Source organism: Pseudomonas sp. LD120, assembly GCF_009861525.1.
In the GTDB taxonomy this organism is placed as follows: Bacteria; Pseudomonadota; Gammaproteobacteria; order Pseudomonadales; family Pseudomonadaceae; genus Aquipseudomonas.
The window spans coordinates 608133-630944 of sequence record NZ_WVHL01000005.1 but is presented as its reverse complement, the minus strand read 5'-3'; the positions used below and the strand labels follow the sequence as shown (position 1 = coordinate 630944).

17 protein-coding genes and 1 pseudogene are annotated in these 22812 nt (G+C 61.2%); 7 read left to right on the top strand and 11 right to left on the bottom strand.

Annotated elements, in window-relative coordinates:
• Nucleotides 1-476: 476 nt before the first annotated feature.
• Nucleotides 477-1010, top strand: a pseudogene (locus PLD_RS31195) (MCP four helix bundle domain-containing protein); the annotation flags it as partial.
• Nucleotides 1011-1055: 45 nt separating this feature from the next.
• Nucleotides 1056-2102: a methyl-accepting chemotaxis protein gene (locus PLD_RS31190; RefSeq protein WP_371929088.1), complete on the top strand. Its 1047-nt coding sequence runs from the start codon at nt 1056-1058 to the stop codon at nt 2100-2102.
• A gap of 19 nt (nt 2103-2121) precedes the next feature.
• Here PLD_RS31190 and PLD_RS17215 read toward each other — a convergent pair whose 3' ends face one another.
• The gene (locus tag PLD_RS17215; RefSeq protein ID WP_159894776.1) at nt 2122-2694 is read right to left on the bottom strand and encodes a HutD family protein; all 573 of its coding nucleotides are present in this window, start codon (nt 2692-2694) and stop codon (nt 2122-2124) included.
• Nucleotides 2691-3440 (bottom strand): histidine utilization repressor, encoded by a 750-nt coding sequence (gene hutC, locus PLD_RS17210; protein ID WP_159894774.1) that lies wholly within the window; start codon nt 3438-3440, stop codon nt 2691-2693. The genes PLD_RS17215 and hutC overlap by 4 nt, the downstream gene beginning before the upstream one ends.
• Before the next feature lie 107 nt (nt 3441-3547).
• Between hutC and PLD_RS17205 the strand changes: the two genes are divergently transcribed.
• Nucleotides 3548-4912 carry a formimidoylglutamate deiminase gene (locus PLD_RS17205; RefSeq protein WP_159894772.1) on the top strand — a complete coding sequence of 455 codons (1365 nt, stop codon included), beginning with the start codon at nt 3548-3550 and terminating at the stop codon, nt 4910-4912.
• A gap of 58 nt (nt 4913-4970) precedes the next feature.
• Here PLD_RS17205 and PLD_RS17200 read toward each other — a convergent pair whose 3' ends face one another.
• From PLD_RS17200 to PLD_RS17170, 7 genes are all read right to left on the bottom strand, one after another.
• Complete coding sequence (locus PLD_RS17200) at nt 4971-5540, bottom strand: lipocalin family protein (protein WP_159894770.1); 570 nt, start codon at nt 5538-5540, stop codon at nt 4971-4973.
• Nucleotides 5541-5576: 36 nt separating this feature from the next.
• Entirely contained in the window at nt 5577-5831 is a 255-nt protein-coding gene (locus PLD_RS17195; protein WP_011058771.1) for a hypothetical protein, read from the bottom strand.
• Nucleotides 5832-6065: 234 nt separating this feature from the next.
• Nucleotides 6066-6668 carry a DUF924 family protein gene (locus PLD_RS17190; protein WP_159894768.1) on the bottom strand — a complete coding sequence of 201 codons (603 nt, stop codon included), beginning with the start codon at nt 6666-6668 and terminating at the stop codon, nt 6066-6068.
• A 3-nt stretch (nt 6669-6671) separates the two neighbouring features.
• Complete coding sequence (locus tag PLD_RS17185) at nt 6672-7682, bottom strand: class 1 fructose-bisphosphatase (RefSeq protein ID WP_159894766.1); 1011 nt, start codon at nt 7680-7682, stop codon at nt 6672-6674.
• A gap of 192 nt (nt 7683-7874) precedes the next feature.
• Nucleotides 7875-9248: a DUF3999 domain-containing protein gene (locus PLD_RS17180; RefSeq protein ID WP_159894764.1), complete on the bottom strand. Its 1374-nt coding sequence runs from the start codon at nt 9246-9248 to the stop codon at nt 7875-7877.
• Complete coding sequence (locus PLD_RS17175) at nt 9245-12877, bottom strand: DUF2339 domain-containing protein (RefSeq protein ID WP_159894762.1); 3633 nt, start codon at nt 12875-12877, stop codon at nt 9245-9247. Before PLD_RS17175 ends, PLD_RS17180 begins: the two co-directional genes overlap by 4 nt.
• A 230-nt stretch (nt 12878-13107) precedes the next feature.
• Entirely contained in the window at nt 13108-15558 is a 2451-nt protein-coding gene (locus tag PLD_RS17170; protein WP_159894760.1) for a glycogen/starch/alpha-glucan phosphorylase, read from the bottom strand.
• A 264-nt stretch (nt 15559-15822) separates the two neighbouring features.
• On the opposite strand from PLD_RS17170, the gene PLD_RS17165 reads away from it, so the two are divergent.
• The gene (locus PLD_RS17165) at nt 15823-16266 is read left to right on the top strand and encodes a YkgJ family cysteine cluster protein (protein ID WP_178116229.1); all 444 of its coding nucleotides are present in this window, start codon (nt 15823-15825) and stop codon (nt 16264-16266) included.
• Nucleotides 16267-16533: 267 nt separating this feature from the next.
• Here PLD_RS17165 and typA read toward each other — a convergent pair whose 3' ends face one another.
• Both typA and thiI read right to left on the bottom strand, forming a co-directional pair.
• Nucleotides 16534-18354: a translational GTPase TypA gene (typA, locus tag PLD_RS17160; RefSeq protein ID WP_159894756.1), complete on the bottom strand. Its 1821-nt coding sequence runs from the start codon at nt 18352-18354 to the stop codon at nt 16534-16536.
• Between the two features lie 139 nt (nt 18355-18493).
• Entirely contained in the window at nt 18494-19948 is a 1455-nt protein-coding gene (thiI, locus tag PLD_RS17155) for a tRNA uracil 4-sulfurtransferase ThiI (RefSeq protein WP_159894754.1), read from the bottom strand.
• Between the two features lie 331 nt (nt 19949-20279).
• Here thiI and glnA point away from each other — a divergent pair, with 331 nt between their 5' ends.
• The 3 genes from glnA to PLD_RS30950 all read left to right on the top strand — a co-directional run bounded on the left by glnA (nt 20280) and on the right by PLD_RS30950 (nt 22803).
• Nucleotides 20280-21686, top strand: coding sequence for a glutamate--ammonia ligase (glnA, locus tag PLD_RS17150; RefSeq protein WP_159894752.1), 1407 nt, complete (start codon nt 20280-20282; stop codon nt 21684-21686).
• Between the two features lie 137 nt (nt 21687-21823).
• On the top strand, nt 21824-22378 hold the full coding sequence (locus PLD_RS17145; RefSeq protein ID WP_159894750.1) for a chorismate mutase: 555 nt from the start codon (nt 21824-21826) through the stop codon (nt 22376-22378).
• A gap of 77 nt (nt 22379-22455) precedes the next feature.
• On the top strand, nt 22456-22803 hold the full coding sequence (locus PLD_RS30950) for a hypothetical protein (RefSeq protein ID WP_371929058.1): 348 nt from the start codon (nt 22456-22458) through the stop codon (nt 22801-22803).
• Nucleotides 22804-22812 lie beyond the last annotated feature (9 nt).

Here is a 22812-nt window from a genome sequence, read left to right as displayed (position 1 = left end):
AAAAACTCCTCGGCGATGAGTCCAAGGTGCGAAGAGGATTCCATCGACTCTTACGCACACATATTTACTTGTACATACAAGCATATGCAATCAAGCGGCCAACTTGCTCGAACGCAACGTTTGCGGGACTCGGAAAAATTCTGAAAGCCTTGAGAACCGTGACTTACGGCCGGATAAAAAACATCCGTCGGTTTTTTTATCCGCGAGCAACGCCTGGATAAAACCGCGCGCGCGCACTGGTTTGAGGCCTTTGGTAACAGGGATGTTGCCCATTGGGGCGTCAGAGGGACCGTTTCGCCGTAACACCACCCAAGAATTTTCAGACGTTAATTCAGATATATCTCAATCATGGGATAAGCCACTGGCGCCGATTCAACACATCAGGGCCTTGCTAAAAACCGTGAAACGCCCCTGTGCTGTTCAGCGGCTTCTGGATAGGCCCCTTCCTGAATTGACCGTTTGAAGGATGCCTTGCCATGCATGATCTAAAAATAAAAACCCATCTCATGTTGTTCGCCGCAGTCTTGATGCTGGGGCTGCTGGGAGTCGGAATCGCAGGCTTGCTGAGCATGAGCCAGATGGTCCAGGGGCTGGAGACCGTGTACCTGGACCGGGTCGTCCCCCTTCGGGACTTGAAAAAGATCTCCGACCTGTACGCAGTGAACATAGTCGACGCCGCGCAAAAGGCCCATCTGGGCACCACCTCCCACAACCAGGCGCTGCAGCAGGTCGAACAGGGAATAGAGCAGATCCAGCAGCTATGGAAAGCCTTCCAGAACACCCAACTGACGGTCGCGGAAGCCCAGCTCATCGAACGCGTCACCCCTTTGATGAGCAACGCGCAACCGGTGCTGGAGGAACTGCTCGACCACCTGAAAAACCGCCGCCAGGAGCAACTGGCCAACCTTGTCAGGCATCAACTGTATCCCTCAATCGACCCTTTGGTGGCGGGGCTCTCCGATCTGATCAACGTCCAGCTCGATGAGGCCAAAAGACATTTCGACAGCAGCCAGGCCCTCTACACACGGCAACTGCGCTTCTGTTTGTTGATCCTCATGAGCAGCCTGTTGCTGGGGGCAATCTATTCCCAATGGCTCTCAAGGCGCATTGACCTGCAACTGGGCGCCGAACCCCATGAACTGAGCATCATCAGCTCCGGCATCGCCCGTGGCGATCTGACGTCCGCTAAAGAGCCCGCACAGCGCAAAACCAGCGGCGTGCTGCTCTCGGTACAGGGCATTCGCGACAACCTGCGGGAGATAGTCAGCAACATCAACCAGGCGTCACGGCAGATTGAAAGCGCCACCGTGCAGCTGTCGCAGTCTTGCGAAAGCGGCCTGGCCAACGCCACCCTGCAAAGCGAAACCGCGTCCTCGATTGCCGCCACTGTGGAGCAACTCAGCGTCAGCATTACCCATATCGCCAGCAACGCGCAGCAAGCCAGCAGCACCACCTACAGAGCCAGTGAGATAGCCGCCAACGGCATGACCCAAATGAAAGCCTCGGTGAAAGAGATCGACCAGATCGCTGCCTTGGTGACCGAGACATCCGTGCACATCGACCACCTGGCCACGCTGTCCAAGAGCATCAGTCAGATCGTCGGCGTGATTCGCAGCATTGCCGAACAGACCAACCTGCTGGCTCTCAATGCAGCCATCGAGGCCGCACGTGCCGGAGATCAAGGACGAGGGTTTGCGGTGGTCGCCGAAGAGGTACGCAACCTGGCCACCCGCACCTCCAACTCCACCGAAGAAATCGTGGCGCTGGTAGAAGGCATCCAGAACGGTGCAGACAAAGCCAAGAACGGCATGGACCAGAGCCGTCAACGCATGAACCATGGCCTGCAACTGGTGGAAAGCGCGGAAAATTCGATGGACAGCATCAAGAACGTGCTGGACGAGTCGCTGGAGGCGGTGAGCCTCATTTCTACATCGCTGCAGGAACAGCAGACCGCCAGCGAGCACGTTGCCTTCAGCGTGGAAAAGGTGGCCCAAAGCGTGGAGAGCATTGCCAGCTCACAACACCAGACTGCGCAAACCACCCGCCAGCTCAAGGGCATGTCCGAACAGTTGGAAGTGATCTTGCAACGCTTCAACCTCTGAGTCGCAACGCGCTACAGACTCAGTGCGCCGTCAACTCAATCACGCAGCACTGCCCCTGGGTCTGCAGGTGCAAGAGCGCATGGCCCGCCTCGAACCGCAAACAGTCATGAAGCCCAAGCACGTGCTGCTGACGGCTTTCAAGACTGACTTGCAGGTGTGCATCCACGCTAAAAACCAGCACCGTGCCGGCTTGAGTGAAAAAGCGCTGGTGCCCCGACAACCATTGCAGGCGTGCACGAAAACGCTGCGGGGCATAGATCAGGTTGAAATCGCGAATCGGCCCATCGAGCAGCGAGCAAGCCACCTGGCTCGCGCCACTGAAGGCAAAAGGCTGCAGTGGCAACAGAGGCTGACTGTCCTGGCCGTCGACGTTGAGCGTCATGCCCGTTCCCTGCAGCACGCTGATAATGCGCTGATAACCGCTGAAGCTGGAGAACCCACCGGACTCGGCAATGTCGGCAATCGACAGGCGCCAGCCAAAACTTTCCAGGCCGGTGCCGCCGTCACGGGTTATTTCTTCAGTGCTACCGCCGCCGTTCTTCCACGGCATGCGTGGGTAATCGGCGGCCAGTAAAAGCGTGGACTGGATCATTTGTGAAAGCGTCCTTCCAGACGATGACGGGAACCGGGGTGGATCAGGCGCGCCGCGGTCACCGGCTGACGCCCGGACCAGGTACGGCGGCGAATCAGCAGGCAGGGCTCACCGCGCTCGATCTGCAGCAACTTGCATTCTTCCGGCTCGGCAAGAATGGCCTCGACCACATGTTCGCCTTCAGTCAGCGGCGCAACCTGGGACAAATAAGCATAAGGAGTCTGCAGGGTGAAATCCTGCTTGAGGTATTCCGGTGCCACCAGCGCATTGACGAAGCGGTCCTCGATCTGTACCGCAATATCGTTCTCGTAATGCACAATCAGTGAGTGAAAGACCTTCTGCCCTTCGCGCATGTCCAGGGCCAAGGCGCGCTCGGAACCGGCGGCCTCTTCGCCCAGGGTGATGACCTGGCAGGTGTGGCGGTGGCCACGCGAGGCGATCTCGTCGGCAATGTTGTGCACTTCAAACAGCGCCGACTGACTCTTGGGCTCGGCAACGAAGGTACCCACGCCCTGCATGCGGATCAGCATGCCTTCGGCGGTCATTTCCCGCAGCGCGCGGTTGATGGTCATGCGGCTGAAACCCAGCTGGTTGACCAGCTCGCTTTCCGACGGCACGCGGTAATGCGGCGGCCAGTTTCCGCTCTCGATCTGCTGGGTGATCATCTGTTTGACGCGGGCATACAAGGGCGCCGGACTATCACCCAGATGGGCAGCCAGCGGCGATTTGGCAGGCGGAGTCGGCACGAGGAATCCTTGTTGAGCAAAAAAGGTGACTAGCTTGCCGGAGTTTACCGGGCAGGCAAACGTCTGTATATGTATATACAAATAATACACGATGGGGTGTTTGAACCATGTCCGCCTTCTTTGCCGAACGCGCGCTGCTGCCCGATGGATGGGCCAATCATGTACGACTTGAAGTCAGCGCCGACGGCCTGCTGACGCACATCCAGGGCAACGCCAGCGCAGAAGGTGCGGAACGCCTCAAGGGCCCATTGCTGCCCGGCATGCCCAACCTGCACTCCCATGCATTCCAGCGAGCCATGGCCGGTTTGGCGGAAGTGGCCGGCAACCCCAACGACAGCTTCTGGACCTGGCGCGATCTGATGTACCGCCTGGTGGGCAAGATCAACCCCGACCAATTGCAAGTCATCGCTCACCAGCTGTACATCGAAATGCTCAAGGCCGGTTACACCTCGGTGGCGGAGTTTCATTACGTGCACCACGACAACGACGGCCGCGCCTACGCCGACCCGGCCGAACTGTCCCGCTGCATCAGTCAGGCCGCCAGCAGCGCCGGCATCGGCCTGACCTTGCTGCCAGTGCTGTACAGCCATTCGGGATTCGGCGGCCAGTCACCCAATGAAGGCCAGCGCCGCTTCATCAACAGCACAGAAAGCTACCTCAAGCTGCGACAGCACCTGCAACCGCTACTGGCGCAGCAGGCCAACCAACAACTGGGCCTGTGCTTCCACTCCCTGCGCGCGGTCACGCCGCAACAGATCAGCGACGTGCTGGCCGCCGGCGATCAGCGGTGCCCCGTGCACATCCACATCGCCGAGCAGCAAAAGGAAGTTGACGACTGCCTGAGCTGGAGCGGACGCCGTCCCCTGCAATGGCTGTATGACAACGTCGCGGTGGATCAACGCTGGTGCCTGATCCATGCCACTCATGCCAATCCGGAAGAAGTCAGCCTGATGGCCAGGAGCCGAGCCGTTGCCGGCCTGTGCCTGACCACCGAAGCCAACCTGGGCGACGGCCTCTTCCCGGCAGTGGACTTTCTCACCCAGGGCGGCCGCCTGGGCATTGGCTCCGACAGCCACGTATCGCTGAGCGTGGTGGAGGAGTTGCGTTGGCTGGAGTACGGCCAGCGCCTGCGGGATCAGCGGCGCAACCGCCTGCATCGCGCGGATCAGCCCAAGGTGGGGCGCACCCTCTACGACGCCGCGCTGGATGGCGGCGCCCAGGCGCTGGGGCAGCCCATCGGCGCTCTGAGCGTGGGCAAGCGCGCCGATTGGCTGGTGCTCGATGGCAATGATCCGTACCTGGCCACCGCCGAAGGCGATGGCATTCTCAACCGCTGGCTGTTCGCTGGCGGCGACCGTCAGGTACGGGACGTCATGGTGGGAGGGCAGTGGGTCGTGCGCGAAGGGCGCCACGCGGCGGATGAAGACAGCTGCCGCGCCTTTGCCCAAGTGCTGCGCGACTTGCTCAACTGAGTTGCGCAGGGGGAGGAGCCTGGCGCCCTCCCCTCCTTGAGACACCAGGCCACGGTGCCTACTTCGAGGTTTTGGCCATGGCCGAGTCCGACACCCGCCAGATCAGTCGCGTGGTGTCATAACCCTGCTGACGAGCCTTGCTCAACAGATCCTCACGTACCGTTTCGTTGACCTCCGGCGTGCGCGACAACAGCCACAGGTAGCGCCGGTTCGGGTTTCCGACAATCGCGGTTTTGTAATCATCGCTGACGTACAGCACCCAATAGTCGCCCTTCGCCACTCCCGGCAACACTCGCGAAAACCAGTTATCGAACTCGACCCAGAGCTTATCGGTTTTACCTGGCACCTGCGGCGTTGCCGTGCCGCGGGCCTCTTCCCACTTCCACTCCGGGGTCAGGCAACGGTTGAGCACCGCCACGTTGCCGTCCGGCAGCAAGGTATAACGGGCCTCGGATTGGGCGCAGTGACGTTGGAAATACATCGGCAACCGCGCCAGCTCGTACCAGGTTCCTTGGTAACGCTTGAGATCGACATGGTTGACGGTCTTGGGCGCCAACGAGTCGTCCCGGGACGTGGCGCAGCCGGCCAAGAGCAGGCCGACCAGAAGAGTGAAAACAAAACGCATCATTATTTTTCTCCCGTGGGCCCAAAGCCCCGGTTTTTTTTACTTCAGGCCTTGCCCGGAAAACATCAGAACCTTGTCACCGGCATATTGCACGCTGATAAAGCTGTTCTTGTCGCCCCAGGTGCAGCTGGACATACCCAGCGCGCCCGAACAGTCGGTCGGTTTGCCCAGGAGTTGTTCAACCTCGGCCTTGGGCATGCCCGCCGAAAGTTTGGAATAGTTTTCCTGATTGACCTTGCTGCAGGCAGCCAACAGCACACAGAACGACAACAGAGCGAGAGAACGCAGGGACATGGTGAACTCCTGGACGAGGGGAGGAAGGCCTAGCGGCCAACCAGAAGCTTAGAAGAGAAAAGCCCCTTCTGGTTCCCCGCGAAACCGGGTATTTGTTATCCGGCTTTCCGGTATTCTCCCGACAAATCAAGCACCTTTTGGGACGGCTCTGCAGTTCGTCGGTTTTTCACGCAAGAGGCTCACTTTCCCCTCCGCCAACCCTCGACACACACCCGGCACAAGGCTGATCGGAGCTTAGAAACGTGAACCCGGCTCGCGCAGAAACGCCCGTTCTTCGGCAGTGGACGCACGGCCGAGGATGTCATTGCGATGAGGGAAGCGCCCAAAGCGGGCAATGATCTTCTGATGCCGTTCGGCGTAATCCAGTTGATTGGCAAACACCGGACGGTCTTGTGCCGGCTGTTCGTCGTGCAGGGCGGCAAAGCGTGAAACCCCTTCGTTCTGCACCGCCAAATGCTCGCAATGCTCGAACACCAGGTAGATGAAGCAGCGGCGCATGGCCGGCAGGCGCCGGTCGAAGTCCGCGGCAATGCCCTGGGCCACCAGGGCCTGGGCGCGGCTATCGCCGGAAAATGCCTTGGGGGTGTCGCGATAGATCATCCGGGGCAGCTGGTCGAGCAGCAGCACCAGGGCCAGCCAACCTTGGGGACTTTGCGCCCACTCGGTCAATCCGCCGGCCAGGGCCTGCTCCACCAGGCCCCCAAATCGCTGGCGCGCTTCAAGGTCCTGGCTGTCCTGCTTGCCGAACCATAACCCGCTCTTGGCAGCAACAATCTCTGCCGGCTTTTCGGCTGTACCGAACCACCAATCAAGCAAAGGCTGCCAAGGCGCGGTCATGTCTTACTCCTGGTGGTAGCCGGTCACGCGCGTCACCTCTTCCTTCGAGCCGAGGAACACCGCCACACGCTGGTGCAGGCCTTCTGGCTGAATGTCGAGAATACGCTGGTGGCCGTCGGTGGACGCCCCACCCGCTTGCTCGATGAGGAAGGACATCGGGTTGGCTTCGTACATCAGGCGCAGTTTGCCTGGTTTCTCCGGCTCGCGGCTGTCACGGGGGTACATGAACAGGCCGCCACGGGTCAGGATGCGGTGCACGTCGGCCACCATCGCGGCGACCCAACGCATGTTGTAGTTCTTGTTCAGCGGACCGGTGTCGCCAGCCAGCAGCTCGCCAACATAACGCTGGACCGGTGCTTCCCAATGACGCTGGTTGGACATGTTGATCGCAAATTCCTGAGTGGCCTCGGGGATCTTGATGTCCTCGTGAGTCAGCACGAAGCTGCCCATCTCGCGGTCCAGGGTAAAACCTTTCACGCCGTCGCCCAGGGTCAGCACCAGCATGGTCTGTGGGCCATAAATCGCATAACCGGCAGCGACCTGCTGGGTACCGGGTTGCAGAAAGGCCTTTTCGTTCAAGGCTTCGTTCTGGCTCAGGTACTCGCTCGGGCAGCGCAGCACCGAGAAAATGGTGCCGACCGGGGCATTGATGTCGATGTTCGACGAACCGTCCAGCGGGTCGAATACCAGCAGGTAGGCGCCTTTCGGGTATTTGCCCGGGATCTGGTAGGCATTGTCCATTTCCTCGGACGCCATGCCGGCCAGGTGACCGCCCCATTCGTTGGCTTCGAGCAGGATCTCGTTGGAGATCACGTCGAGCTTTTTCTGCACTTCGCCTTGCACGTTTTCGGTGCCCATGCTGCCCAGGACACCGCCCAGAGCGCCTTTGGACACGGCGTGGCTGATCTCCTTGCAAGCACGCGCCACCACTTCGATCAGGAAGCGCAGATCGGCAGGAGTGTTGTTGCTGCGGGTCTGCTCAATCAAATAGCGACTCAGGGTAACGCGGGACATGGAAGGCTCCGGAGGAATGGGGGGGGGTTAAAAACCCGCGCAGTTTACCGCGAGTCAGGGCGCATTTCCTCCTCTCAGACAGGGAACCGGCAGATAGCGTTCAGGCGGCGGTTTCAAGGGCGCCACAAAACCGCAGGCCAAAGCGGCCTCGGCGGCCAGCACCGGTAGGCAGGCGCTCGACCGTACAACGGCTCAGGGCTTGGCGGCAGGTTTGCGCAGCAGGCTCAATGCCATGCCAGCCAAGGCCAATACACCCAGAAGCAGCACCGCCCACAGGCCGACTTTCTTCCAGTCCGGTCCGTGAGCCTCGACGGCGCGCGGCGTCGCGTCAGTGCCTGCCAGTGGCGCATCTTCAACCCTGGCCTGACCGAGCGACTTGAGGCGTTGCGGGGTGTAATCGGGGATCAGCGTGGTCAGCGGCAGGCTGGCCGCCGACACGCTCGGATTACCCAAGGCCAGGCTGTAAGGCCCGGCACCACGGGCCAGGAACACCACTTGCGTAGCGCGCACGGCATATTCCAGCGCTGGGGCTTCGGCCCCCAGACCGCCACCACGCTCATCCACGATCAACTTCAGTTGCTGCACGCTGCGCCCTCGCAGTTGCAGCTCGCGCTGTTGCACGTCCTGGCCGTTCTGGGTCAATCGGTACAGTAGGCCGCTGCTCACCGGTCGCCACGCCTGGCCGCTTTCGCGCCGCCCATACAGGGTCGCCGGCGCCAGACTGTTGGCCTGCTTGAGTTCGATTCGTACCCGCTCAAGATTCAGTCCCATGGGCAATTGCCAGGTGTATTCGCCGGCCTTGATGCCAGTACCCGGCAGCGGCGACGACCACTCCAAAGCTGCCGACTGACTGCGGGTCGTGCTGCTTTGCAGTTGCGCGCGGGTCAGCACCGGAGCGGACTTCGGAGCGTTCCACAACAGCCGCAGGTAGCGCGCCGACTGCCCGGGCAACGCCACTTCACGCTGCTCGATCCGCTCGTCGGCAAATGACAGGCGCGCCACCTGCCCCTCACCCCAGGATCGCCAGTGCTGCAAATCGTCACTGGCCTCGATGCTGAAGCGCTGGAAACCATCGCGCTCGCCGGCCCAGTCCAGCAGCAGTTGCTGTAACGGTCTCTTGATCGCGCTGGCGTCCAGTAACCAGCCGCGTAAAACCTCCTCGCCCGCCTCCAACTGAGCGGCCGGCTGCACCTCCACCAGGGTGCCATTGGCGTTGGATTGCACCCGCACGCCGGGGCTGCTGTCATCGGCATCCTCCGAGCTGTACAGCGGGAACCACTTCACCTCGGTGAGGCTGCGTTGCTCGCGATCCTGTGCCTGCTGGCGGACCAGCGCATAAGCCTGAGGCTCGCCGGCGGCGTTGAACACGCGAATATCGCGCAAGTCGCTCTGGCTGGCGTGAAGCTGCACCGCCAGCGGCAATTGCAGGCGATACCAGGGCCCCTCGCCGCTCAGGGTCAATGGCATCCGAGAGGAGAAATCTCTTGGCTGCTCCTGGGCCACGGCGGACAACGCCACCCACAGACCGACAATTCCCCACCCGCCCAGGCTCAGCTTCTGACTCAAGACGACACTCCTTCATTCAACGGTTTACCGGGCTCAGGCGCGGCTTCGGCACGCTTGGGTGGCATTGGCGCGAAGTAGCCCACCACCAGCAACAGCACGCCCACCCCGATGAACGAGACAATCCGCGCCAGCCCGCCACGGTTGCTCAACTCCACCAGGAACAATTTGCCCACCACCACGGCGATCAGCGCCGCACCAATCAGCCAGACTTCGCGACGATGGCGCAGATGCCCGCCGATCATCAGGCTCAAGGCAATCAGGGTCCAGACAATGGACAGCCCGGCCTGGACCCTCATCGACTCAAGCAAGGCATCTAGCTGGAATGGCACGCTGCTCCAATGATGGGCCGCGCGCATCACCAGCACGGTGAAGAAAGCGAACAGGGAAATCCCCGCCAGCAACTGCGTGCCACGCTCAGCGTAATCGGCGCGGATCGCCAGTTCCCGCACCGCGCTGCGCAACCAGACATAGACGCCGAACAGGGCAAGCAGCAGCCCCAGCTCCAGGGGGTTGAGCAGCGGCAGGTACGGTAGCGGTTCGGCGCGGCCATCGCTGAAGGTATTGGCCAGCCAGAACCAGCCCAGCATCAGCAACGCCAGGGGCAAGGCGGCATACAGACGATACTCACGAGAATGCGCACTGACCGGCCACGGCCAGGGGCGCGGCGCGGCCATCGCCACCAGATACAGGCTCGGCAGGATCGCCCAGCCCAGCCAGCGCCAGGCGTTGTACTGCTCGGACAACAGCAGCAAGCCATAGCGCAGCTCCAGGGCCAGCACGCCGATCAGCAACCAGCAACCCAGCACATGGGCGATGCTCAAGACCCGCGCCGGCAACAACGCCGCCAGACGCCGCAAACTGAAGAAGTGCACGGCGAACAGCAGGGTCCAGGCCAGCCAGCCCAGATCCGCCGCCGGGTGATAGTGCGACGTCCAGGACGCCAGCAGTACCAGGGCCCCGACCGGTATCAACAGGCTGCACACCAGCCCCAGGGACTTCCACTGCAGGCGCAGGGCCAACAGCGCACAGAGCAACACACTGAGAGCTGTGATCAGCAGCAACAGACTCGCCTGCCAATGCACCGGGGCGAAACGCAGCACTTCCTTGAACCAGGTGAATGCCCACCAGCAAGCGCCCCAGGCCAGCAGCAGATCGGACAGATGCCCCAGGCTCAAGCCGTCGAAGGCCGAGCCGTGATTGCCTCGCTGCAAACGCCAGGCTCCCAACAGCGCCGCCAGGGCCAGGACCATCGGCGTCCAGAAATCGCCATTGGCCAACGGTCGCACGCCCTCGGCAATGCCACTGAAGACCCCGTCCGCGCCGGCCAGCAGAAAGGTACTGCCACCGACCACCTGCAACAGCAGGCCAAAGATAAAACTGGCCCGTTGCTGCAAATACAAGCTGAGCCAAATGATCAACAGGCCACTGGCGGCCCAGACCCCGCTGGCGGTACGCCAGGGCAGCACGAACAGCACTGCCAGGTTGATCATCATCAGCCCGGCCAGCAGCACCACCGACAAGCCCTGCAGCAGGCGCGGGTCATGGCGCACCAGATCATTGCGGGCGGCCAGGAGCATGCCGCCGATCAGTGCCAGACCGATCAGCGAGGCGCTCATCAGACCGTTCCAGCCGGCGCTGAAGACCGCACCAGCATCGCCGTCCGTACCTTGCAGGCGCATCAGGAACAACGCACCGCCCAACAATTGCACGGCGAAGGCGGTGAACAGGAAAGTCCGCGATTGCAGGCGCAAGCCGACCAGCAAGGTCGCCAGCCCAGCCAGGGCCCAACTGATGGCCGTGCCCTGGGTTAACAGGAACAGCGGCGCCAGCAGGTATAGGAATGCGAGCCCGGCCACCGCCAGGATCGGCGCAACGCCCTGCTCCCAGCTCGCCACCTGGGTCTTCTGCGCCCGCCGCAACTGGTCGAAGCTGAACAGCAGCGCGCCCCCGAGCAGCAATGCCCCCAACGGCGCACCGTCCAGCAGACTGGAATCACCAGGGCGCAATTCACTGAGGAAGGCCAGGGCCGACCCCACTTGCAGCAGCAGGGCAAAGGCCCGGGCCAGCGGCCGCTGCTGGCGCAGGCCGAGCCAGAAGATTCCCGCACCTTCCACAGCCCAAGCTGCCGAGGTCCAGCGCGCATCCAGTCCCAGGGGAATCGCCAGGCTGGCGAAGATCACCCCCAGCGCCAGGCAGGTTTCACCGAGCAACAGGGCTCGGCCGCCCATCAGCAGCCGGGCCAGGACCATGTAGATCAGCCCCAGGGCCAGGGCGCTAAAGGACGCGCCGAACTCCAGGCGCTGAACCAGCGCCAGTTGCAAGCCAAAGCCCACCAGCGGCGGGCCGAACAGCAGGCTGCCGTCGACGTAATCACCTTTGCGCGCCGACCAGTGCAGCAGCGCCTGGCGGCCGTCGTCCGTGGGCGCATCGTTCAATTCCAGCAGCTTGCGCCGGGTGAACAGCAGACCGATGGCCAGGTACATGACAAAGAACAGGATCAGGAAGGGTTCGGTGCTCCACAGCAGTTCTGGCGTGTAGGAGCGCAGGCCCCAGGCCAAGCCGATGCCGAAGGTGCCGACAAAACCGATCAGGTTGAGCAGGCGCCAAGCCTTGAACCAGGCGATGGCCAGAATGCCGGCATTGAGCAACGCGAAGTAGCTGAACAGCGCTACATGGCTGCCGGCCCCAGTGGAGGTGAGGATCGGCGCGGCGAAGCCGCCCAGGGCCGCAGCGGCCGCCAGCCCCAGAGCATCCTGGGTAATGGCCAGAATCGCCGAGAACACGGTGACCGCCACCAGCAGGCCAAAGGCCGCGGCAGGGTCGAGCAACGGGTGCAGGCGCATGGCGGCGAACACCGTCAGGTACAGCACGGCGATCCCGGTGCCCTGGAGCATCAGGGCGTAGTTGCTGTTGCGCAGCCGCAGCCACCAGCCCAGGCCCAACAGGCCCAGAGCGCTGGCGGCGACGCCGGCGTAGCGCAGTTCGAGGGGCACCACCATGCCTTCGGTGGCATAGCGCAAGAGAAAGGCCAGGCCCAGGAACAACAGCACCACGCCGACCCGCAGCACGGTGTTGCCGCCCAACAGCCAATTGCGCGCGCCGCTGATGGCGCGCTCGATCAGGTTCGGTTCCCGCGCCGGCGTTGCCGCGGGTTCATGGGGCGGCGCCTGGGGCTGCCAAACCGAATCCAGCCCCGGCGGGCTAGCTTCGACGGCTGCGCCAGGGCGCACCTCAGCGGGCAACTCCCAGACCAGATCCGCGGCAGCCGGTAGCGGCTCCACAGGCTGGACGGGGTCAAGAATGAGCTCAGGAAGGTCTTGCAGTTCCGGCGCGGCGTTCAAGGCACTGTCTGCCTCGGCAAGCGGAGTACTGACCTGGGGTTCTGCAGTCGCTTCGGCAGCACTGCCACCGGAGCCTTCCAGCAGAGCCAAACGCTGGCCCTGAGCGGCCAGGGCCTTTTTCACCTGCTCCAGCTCGCGGTGTTGGTCGGCCACTTGTCGATGCAGGGCGCCGAAACGCATGGCCAGACCAACGGCCAAGCCCAGCAGCGCGCCAATCAGGGCATCGTTGAAGGACTCGTCGATGATCCAGCCCAGCACGGCCCCCAGCAGCATGAACATCCATTGCATGTGTCGATATCCCTAAGCGGTCCACTGACGGACAGGTACAGCTGTGTTGACGCTTGCGCCGCAAGCCGACTCCTACAGCGGATTGCAGGGGCCGGCGAAGGCCTCTCCCCCGCCTGGAAGCCGAGCACGGCCCCAAAGTCCCCGGAGGGAGACAAAATCGGCGCCCAGTATATCGACAAGGCCCAACAAACGCTGGGCCTTGTGCACACCTCTAGCATGTCTCGGATGCCTCAGTCCAAGGCCTTCCAGATCTGCGTGGCGTACTCGCGAATGGTCCGGTCCGAAGAAAACCAGCCCATCCGCGCACTATTGAGTACTGCCGAACGCCACCATTCCTTGGAGTCGTGCCAGCGCTCCTCGACCCGCACCTGGGCATTCCAGTAGGCGTCGAAATCGGCGCACACCAGAAACCGGTCGTAATCGATCAGCGAGTCGATCAGCCCGGTATAGCGCGCCGGGTCATCCGGGGAAAACACTCCGCCGCGAATCGCCTGCAACACATCATTGAGCCGATGAGACGCGGCAATGTCCGGGACGGCGCTGAACTCGCCGTTGCGCTTGCGCGCTTCCACCTGCTGCGCGCTGAGGCCGAAGATAAACATGTGTTCGGCGCCGATCTGCTCGCACATCTCGACGTTAGCGCCGTCCATGGTGCCGATGGTCAAGGCGCCGTTGAGGCCGAACTTCATGTTGCTGGTGCCCGAGGCCTCGAAGCCGGCGGTGGAAATCTGCTCCGACAGGTCAGCGGCGGGAATGATGCTTTCCGCCAGGCTGACGTTGTAATTGGGCAAGAACACCACCTTGAGCAGACCGCGCACCGTCGGATCGCTGTTCACCGTGCGGGCAATGTCGTTGGTCAGCTTGATGATCAGCTTGGCCTGGTGATAGCTGGCCGCCGCCTTGCCGGCGAAGATCTTCACCCGCGGCACCCAGTCGGTTTCCGGCTCGGCACGGATCGCCTGGTATAGCGCCACGGTGTGCAGCAGGTTGAGCAGTTGGCGTTTGTATTCGTGGATGCGCTTGACCTGCACGTCGAACATCGCCGCCGGGTTGACCGCGATGCCCAAGCGCTCATGAATGATCGCCGCCAGGGCGCGCTTGCTGTGTAGGCGCTGTTCGGCGAACTGCTTGCGAAACGCCGGCTTCTCGGCAAAGGGTTCAAGGCCCCGCAGCAACGTCTCGGGGTTGTCCAGCAGCTCGGCGCCCAAAGCATCCACCACCATCGCGGTCAGTTGCGGGTTGGCCTGGTACAGCCAGCGGCGGAAGGTGATGCCGTTGGTCTTGTTGTTGATCCGCTCGGGGTAGAGCTTGTGCAGCTCGGAGAACACCGTGCTGCGCATCAGTTGGGTGTGCAGACCAGATACGCCATTGACACTATGAGAGCCGAGGAACGCCAGGTTGCCCATGCGCACCTGGCGGCCGTTGTCTTCTTCGATCAGCGACACCGCCCGCAGCACGTCGAAATCATGCAGGCCCCGGGCCCGCAGCGAATCGATGTGCTGGGCGTTGATCAGGTAGATGATCTGCATGTGCCGTGGCAGCATGCGCTCCATCAGGCACACCGGCCAGGTTTCCAGGGCCTCGGGTAACAGCGTGTGGTTGGTGTAGGACAGGGTTTCCACGGTGACCTGCCACGCCGCGTCCCAAGCAATGCCATGCAGGTCGACCAACTGACGCATCAGCTCGGCCACGGCGATCGACGGGTGAGTGTCATTGAGCTGGATGGCTGCATGCTCGCCCAGACTGAGCACCGAATCGTGCATGTTCTTGTGGCGCCGCAACAGGTCCTGCAACGACGCCGAAACGAAGAAGTACTCCTGGCGCAAGCGCAGCTCCTGACCCGCCTCGGTGCTGTCGGCCGGATACAGCACCCGGGAGATACTTTCGGCCCGGGCCACCTCCGCCACCGCGCCCAGGTGGTCGCCAGCGTTGAAACGCTCCAGGTGCAACTCCTCCATGGCCCGCGCCCGCCACAAGCGCAAGGTGTTGACGCTGGCCCCGCGCCAGCCCACCACCGGCGTGTCATAAGCCACCGCCCGCACCGTTTCCACCGGCCACCAGACTTGCCGGGGGTTGCCCGCCTCGTCGGTGACGGTATCGACGCTGCCGCCAAAACCGATGGAATAGATCACCTCGGGGCGCTCGAACTCCCAGGGGTTGCCGAAGTCCAGCCAGTGCTCGGTCTGCTCCTGTTGCCAGCCGTCGACGATGGCTTGGCGGAACAACCCGTGCTCGTAACGAATGCCGTAGCCGTGACCGGCAATGCCCAGGGTCGACATGCTTTCCATGAAGCACGCCGCCAAGCGCCCAAGACCGCCATTGCCCAGGGCCGCATCAGGCTCCAGCAGGCGAATGCGTTCCAGGTCCACGCCCAGGTCGGTGAGGGCTTCACGCGCCACCTCCAGCAGCCCGAGGTTGCTCAGGCTGTCGAACAACAAGCGGCCGATGAGGAACTCCAGGGACAGGTAGTACACCCGTTTCTGCCCATTGCGGTAGATCTGCCGCGTGTGGTCCATCCAGTGGTCGACCATATGGTCCCGGGCAGCCAGGGCGATGGCCTCGAACCAATCGTGGTCGAAGGCGTGATCCGGGTCTTTGCCTACGGCGTAGGTGAGTTTGGTCAAGACGGCTTCGCGAAACGCGGCCACCTCAGCGTCGCGAACAAGGGATTCCTGAGTCATCGATACGACCTCTGACGAGATACACAGTGAGCATGGAATGGTCTGAGCCTAGTCGGTCTGACACGATGCAAAGGCTCTGGTTCGGCGTCATTTCAAATGGATCGGTTCAAGACGGAGTCTGTTGCGCCAGCGAAGGAAAAAGATGCAGATGCCGTGCCGCCAGGTATAAATTGGATAATTTTTAGGATAAATCCGATCTAAAGTCGTTCAAAAATCCACCCGTCCCGGTATGATCGCGCGCCCTGAGACATGCCGGAAACCACCCTGATGAAGTCCAACCTGATCGCCGCTGCGGAAGTCGACCGTCTCGATACCTGGGCCAAATATTCCGCGCCCATGTGTGGCTCCTGCCTGTCCACCTGTTGCACCCTGCCGGTGGAAGTGAAGATCAAGGACCTGATCCGCATCGGCATCGTCGACGAATTCGAGCGCGGTGAACCGGCGAAAAACATCGCCAAGCGCCTGCAGAAAGAGGGCATCGTCGAGCGCTACAACCAGAAATCAGAAATCTTCACGCTGCAACGCATGAGCAATAACGACTGCCTGTATCTGGATCGTAAAAGCCGCCTGTGCACCATTTATGACAAGCGCCCGGACACCTGCCGCAACCATCCGAAGATCGGCCCGCGCCCGGGCTACTGCGCCTACAAGCCCAAGCCACTGGAGCGCCCGAGCAACACCAGCAGCCGCACCCTGGAACGCTTCTGAGCCCCTGCCCCTCACCGGTGCTAGCGCTGCTGATCACTGCCCATCAGCGCTGCAAACACCGCTGATCACCACATAGCAACGCTGCAAACACTGCCGATCGCCGCCCATCACCGCTGCTAACACCGCCGATCACTGCCCATCAGCGCTGCAAACGCTGCTGTAGCCGCTGCCTCGCAGGCTCGGCAGCGGCTACAGGTTTTTTCCAGGCAAAAAAAACGCCCCCGGCCGCAAGACCGGGGGCGTTTTCATTCAGCCGGAACTAAAGACTCAGTTCTTGGCTTTCTTGGCAGCGCGAGTACGCTCGCCTTCGTCCAGGATCTTCTTGCGAAGACGGATGGACTTAGGCGTCACTTCACACAGCTCGTCGTCCTGGATGAATTCCAGAGCCTGTTCCAGGGTGAAGCGAACAGGTGGAACCAGGGCGATGGTTTCGTCTTTACCCGAAGCACGCATGTTGTCGAGCTTCTTGCCTTTGGTTGGGTTCACACCCAGGTCGTTGTCACGGCTGTTCAGACCGACGATCTGACCGTTGTAGATTTCCTGGCCGTGCTCGACGAACAGCTTGCCGCGCGCCTGCAGGGTTTCCAGGGAGTAGGTCAGGGCCTTGCCGGTTTCTACCGATACCAGTACGCCGTTCTGACGGCCGGACATGTGGCCGGACTTCATCGGAGCGTAGCGATCGAAGATCGAGGTCAGGATGCCTGCACCGTTGGTCAGGGTCAGGAACTGGTTACGGAAACCGATCAGACCACGGGCTGGAATGTTGTATTCCAGGCGTACACGGCCCTTGCCATCCGGAACCATGTTGCTCAGGTCGCCCTTACGCAGGCCCATCTCTTCCATGACCTTGCCCTGGGATTCTTCAGGGATGTCGATGGTGACGTTTTCGAACGGTTCCTGCTTCACGCCATCCACTTCACGGATGATCACTTCAGGACGGCCAACGCCCATTTCGAAACCTTCGCGACGCATGGTTTCGATCAGTACCGACAGGTGCAGCTCACCGCGGCCAGAGACCTTGAACTTGTCAGCCGAGTCGCCTTCTTCAACGCGCAGAGCAACGTTGTACAGCAGCTCTTTGTCCAGACGTTCCTTGATGTTACGGCTGGTCACGAACTTGCCTTCTTTACCGCAGAATGGCGAGTCGTTGACCTGGAAGGTCATGGAAACGGTTGGCTCGTCGACGCTCAGGGGCTTCATCGCTTCGACAACGGTCGGGTCGCACAGGGTGTCGGAGATGAACAGCTCGTCGAAACCGCTGATGCAGACGATGTCGCCGGCAGCGGCTTCTTCAACGTCTACACGGTGCAGACCGTGGTGACCCATCAGCTTGAGGATACGACCGTTACGGCGCTTGCCGTTGACGTCGATAGCCACCACCGGGGTGTTGGGCTTGACGCGACCGCGAGCGATACGACCAACGCCGATCACACCCAGGAAGCTGTTGTAGTCCAGAGCGGAAACCTGCATCTGGAACGGACCGTCACGGTCAACACTTGGCGCTGGCACGTTGTCGACGATCGACTGGTACAGCGGGGTCATGTCTTCAGCCATGTCGGTGTGGTCCAGACCGGCAATGCCGTTCAGGGCCGAGGCGTAGACCACTTTGAAGTCCAGCTGTTCTTCGGTGGCACCCAGGTTGTCGAACAGGTCGAAGATCTGGTCCAGAACCCAGTCAGGACGCGCGCCCGGACGGTCAACCTTGTTGATCACCACGATTGGACGCAGGCCGGCTTCGAACGCCTTCTTGGTCACGAAACGGGTCTGTGGCATCGGGCCGTCTTGGGCATCGACCAGCAGCAGCACGGAGTCGACCATGGACATGACGCGCTCGACTTCGCCGCCGAAGTCGGCGTGGCCCGGGGTGTCCACGATGTTGATGTGGTAGCCGTTCCAGTTGATGGCGGTGTTTTTCGCCAGGATGGTAATGCCGCGCTCTTTTTCCTGGTCGTTGGAGTCCATCACGCGCTCGTCATTGAGCTCGTTGCGCTCCAGGGTGCCGGACTGACGCAGGAGTTTGTCTACCAGGGTGGTTTTACCGTGGTCAACGTGGGCGATGATGGCGATGTTGCGTAGATTTTCGATCACTTGTGTATCTCGATCAGAGGATTCGGTGTGCTGACACGTTATGGCAGCGATTAACAATAGATTCAGGCCTTGCCGTCACAGCTGGACGGCAGCGTCGGGGGGCCGGTGACGCAAGCCACAGGCGAACATCCCCGGGCACTTAGCTCGGTCTATAAACGCGCACATTGGCATGTCCCTCGCTGAGCAGATGGTGAGCATGCAGGCGACTCATGACGCCCTTGTCGCAATACAGCAGGTACTGGCGCGTAGGATCCAGTTCCTTGAAACGCGCGTTCAATGCATAGAACGGCAGCGCTTTTACTTCGATGCCAGGCAACTGCAGCGGGTCATCTTCCTCGGCATCCGGGTGACGAATGTCGATGACGATCTGACCGGCCAGCGCTTCACTGACTTCTTCAATCTGCACATCCTGGCCCAACTCGTCGATCACCCGATCGATCGGCACCAGCTTGGCACGCTCGATCGCACGCTCGAGCACCGCCATGTCGAATTCTTTCTCTTCATGCTCAACGCGATAGCGCTTGGCATGGGTCTTGGGGTTCACCGAGATGACCCCGCAGTACTCCGGCATGTGCTTGGCGAAGTCGGCGGTACCGATCTCGACAGCCTGGTCGATGATGTCCTGCTTGTGGCTGGCAATCAGTGGCCGCAGTACCAGCTTCTCGGTCACGCAGTCGATCACCGACAGGTTGGGCAAGGTCTGGCTGGACACCTGGGAGATCGCCTCGCCGGTCACCAGGGCATCGATGTGCAAGCGGTCAGCGATGCTCGAGGCGGCCCGCAACATCATACGCTTCAAAATGACGCCCATATGACTGTTGTCGACTTTGCCGAGAATCTCCCCGAGCACTTCCTCGAACGGCACGCTGACGAACAGCACGCGCTGGGAGCTGCCGTACTTCTTCCATATATAGTGCGCGACTTCCATCACGCCCAATTCATGGGCACGACCGCCCAGGTTGAAGAAGCAGAAATGGCTCATCAGACCACGGCGCATGATCTGATAAGCCGCCACCGTGGAATCGAAACCACCGGACATCAGCACCAAGGTCTGTTCCAGGGCGCCCAGCGGGTAACCGCCGATGCTGTTGTGCTGGCTGTGGATCACGAACAACCGTTGGTCGCGAATTTCCATCCGCACTTCAATTTGCGGGTCTTTCAGTGAAATGCCAGCGGCGCCGCACTGCCGACGTAGTTGGCTACCGACGTATTTCTCCACGTCCATGGAGCTGAATTCATGCTTGCCGGCGCGTTTGCAGCGCACGGAAAAGATCTTCCCGGGCAGGGCTTCACCGAAGTGCTGCTTGCACTTGGCGACGATGTCATCGAAGTCGCCCAGCGGGTATTCATCCACCTGCAGAAAATGCGCGATGCCGGGCATGCAACTCAGGCGCTCGGTCAGTTCCTTCAGGGCCTTGGGCTCGCTGAGGGTCGTTTCCAGCTCGAGGTTGTCCCACACACCATTAACCACCAGCGCCGGGTCCAGATCGCGGAGCACGGCACGGATGTTCTTGGCCAACTGACGGATAAAACGCATCCGTACAGGGCGGCTCTTGATGGTGATTTCCGGGAAAACTTTAACGATTAGTTTCATGAAAACAGCGCGCGCTGGGCCAGCCGAAAAAGGGGGGCGCGGATTATAGCGGAAATTGCTCAAGGTTTAACCAGTTAATGTGCAGAAGGTTTTCAGCGCACCAAAATGGGTCATTTATCGAAAGAAGCGCTACATTGCAGTGCGTCAAATGCCGATATTTAACCCCGCTCACACGATAAAGCGTGATTTTGGGGCAGGAAACCCATCTCGGGGCACTGGCATGCAATTTGCTCCCTTGTGAGGCAGGTTGCCATGGCAGAGTATTCGCGCCGGCATCACCCACATTCTAAGGGCACTCCAACACCAAGCCCGAAGCCACCCGGAGGACACTATGTCGAAGTCGGTTCAACTCATCAAAGATCATGACGTCAAATGGATTGATCTGCGCTTCACTGACACCAAGGGCACTCAACATCACGTGACCATGCCGGCCCGTGATGCGCTGGATGAAGCCTTCTTCGAAGAAGGCAAAATGTTCGACGGTTCCTCCATCGCTGGCTGGAAAGGCATCGAAGCCTCCGACATGATCCTGATGCCGGTTGACGAAACCGCTGTGCTGGACCCATTCACCGAAGAGCCGACCCTGATCCTGGTGTGCGACATCATCGAACCTTCGACCATGCAAGGCTATGACCGCGACCCACGCGCCATCGCCAAGCGCGCCGAGGAATACCTGAAGTCCACCGGCATCGGCGACACCGTATTCGTCGGTCCAGAGCCTGAGTTCTTCATCTTCGACGAAGTGAAGTTCAAGTCCGACATCTCCGGCTCGATGTTCAAGATTTTCTCCGAGCAAGGCTCGTGGATGTCCGACCAAGACGTGGAAGGCGGCAACAAAGGCCACCGTCCAGGCGTCAAAGGCGGCTACTTCCCGGTTCCGCCGTTCGACCATGACCACGAAATCCGCACCTCCATGTGCAATGCCATGGAAGAAATGGGCCTGGTCATCGAAGTTCACCACCACGAAGTGGCAACTGCCGGCCAGAACGAAATCGGCGTGAAGTTCAACACCCTGGTCAACAAGGGCGACGAAGTTCAAACCCTGAAGTACTGCGTACACAACGTGGCTGACGCCTACGGCCGCACCGCAACCTTCATGCCCAAGCCTCTGTACGGCGACAACGGCTCGGGTATGCACGTGCACATGTCGATCTCCAAAGAAGGCAAGAACACCTTCGCTGGCGAAGGTTATGCCGGTCTGTCCGACACCGCCCTGTACTTCATCGGCGGCATCATCAAGCACGGCAAGGCCCTGAACGGCTTCACCAACCCGTCGACCAACTCCTACAAGCGTCTGGTTCCAGGTTTCGAAGCCCCAGTGATGCTGGCCTACTCGGCTCGCAACCGTTCCGCTTCGATCCGCATTCCTTACGTGTCGAGCCCTAAAGCTCGCCGTATCGAAGCCCGCTTCCCGGACCCGGCCGCCAACCCATACCTGGCCTTCGCTGCCCTGTTGATGGCCGGCCTGGACGGTATCCAGAACAAAATCCACCCTGGCGACGCCGCTGACAAAAACCTGTATGACCTGCCGCCTGAAGAGGCCAAAGAGATCCCACAAGTTTGCGGCAGCCTGAAGGAAGCCTTGGAAGAGCTGGACAAAGGTCGCGCGTTCCTGACCAAAGGCGGCGTTTTCAGCGACGACTTCATCGACGCCTACATCGCCCTGAAAAGCGAAGAAGAAATCAAGGTGCGTACCTTCGTGCACCCACTGGAATACGAGCTGTACTACAGCTGCTGATCCGCGAACACCGGCGCAAGCCGCGTGATCAAGAGGCCTCCTTCGGGAGGCCTTTTTTATGCTCGCAGGATGGCCTGCTCCAGGATGAATGCGGGCATCATGAGCGCCGCCCTTCTTGACATGAACCGAGCCCGCCCATGACATCTCGCCTCAATCTGTGCCTCGCCCTGACCTGCAACCTGTTCGCCACCATCGCCTGTGCCAGCGACGCTCCCGCTACGCTCGCCCCGCTGCTGGACAGCGTCGGCCAGCGCCTGGCGATTGCCGACCAGGTGGCCTTAAGCAAATGGGACAGCCACAAGGCTGTGGAGGACCGTCCTCGGGAGCGGCAGGTGATTGCTGGCGCCACGGCCCAGGCCGCCACCTATCACCTGAGCGAGGAAGCGGTCGGGCAGTTTTTCGCCGCCCAGATCGAAGCCAACAAACTGGTGCAATACGCCAGGCTGTCCAGTTGGCACCTGCAAGGCCGGGCGCCAGACACCCCGCGCCAGGACCTGGTCGGGCAGATCCGTCCACAACTCGATCAGTTACAAAAACGTCTGCTGCAGCAACTGGCCGACTTCAGCCCCCATCGCACTGACGCCCAATGCCCGCAATGGCTGGCCCAGGCCAATCAGGCCGCCAGCGGCGACCCGCTGCGCCAACTGGCGATGGTCCGCGCCACCGCTGAGTTATGTGTGTTCAAAGGTTAACCGCACCCCTGCCGAGTCTCGCGCCGACCTATGCTGGAGCCTTTCAAGCGCAAGCTTGGCCAGCAAGGATCACCGTGATGCGCGTCGCTGCTTTTTACCTGCTGTGGATCACCACGCTGCCCGTCAGCGCGGAGCCCTACACGCAACTGCTGTTGCAGGACATGCCCAAGCATGGCGCGCTACGGGCCAACAACGGCAGCTTTAGCGTACAAGTGACGCTGCGCCCGGCTCTACAACCGGGCCACCACCTGCGCCTGCTGCTGGACGACCAGCCCTATGGCCAGCCCAGCCGAGAGGCCAGCCTACCGTTGGTGAATATCGACCGTGGCCAGCATCGCCTGGCCGTGCAGGTGCTCAACGGCGCGAAGGTGCTGCAACAGAGCCCGAGCATCACCTTCACCCTGCTGCGAGCCCATCGTCGCTGAGTACAAACC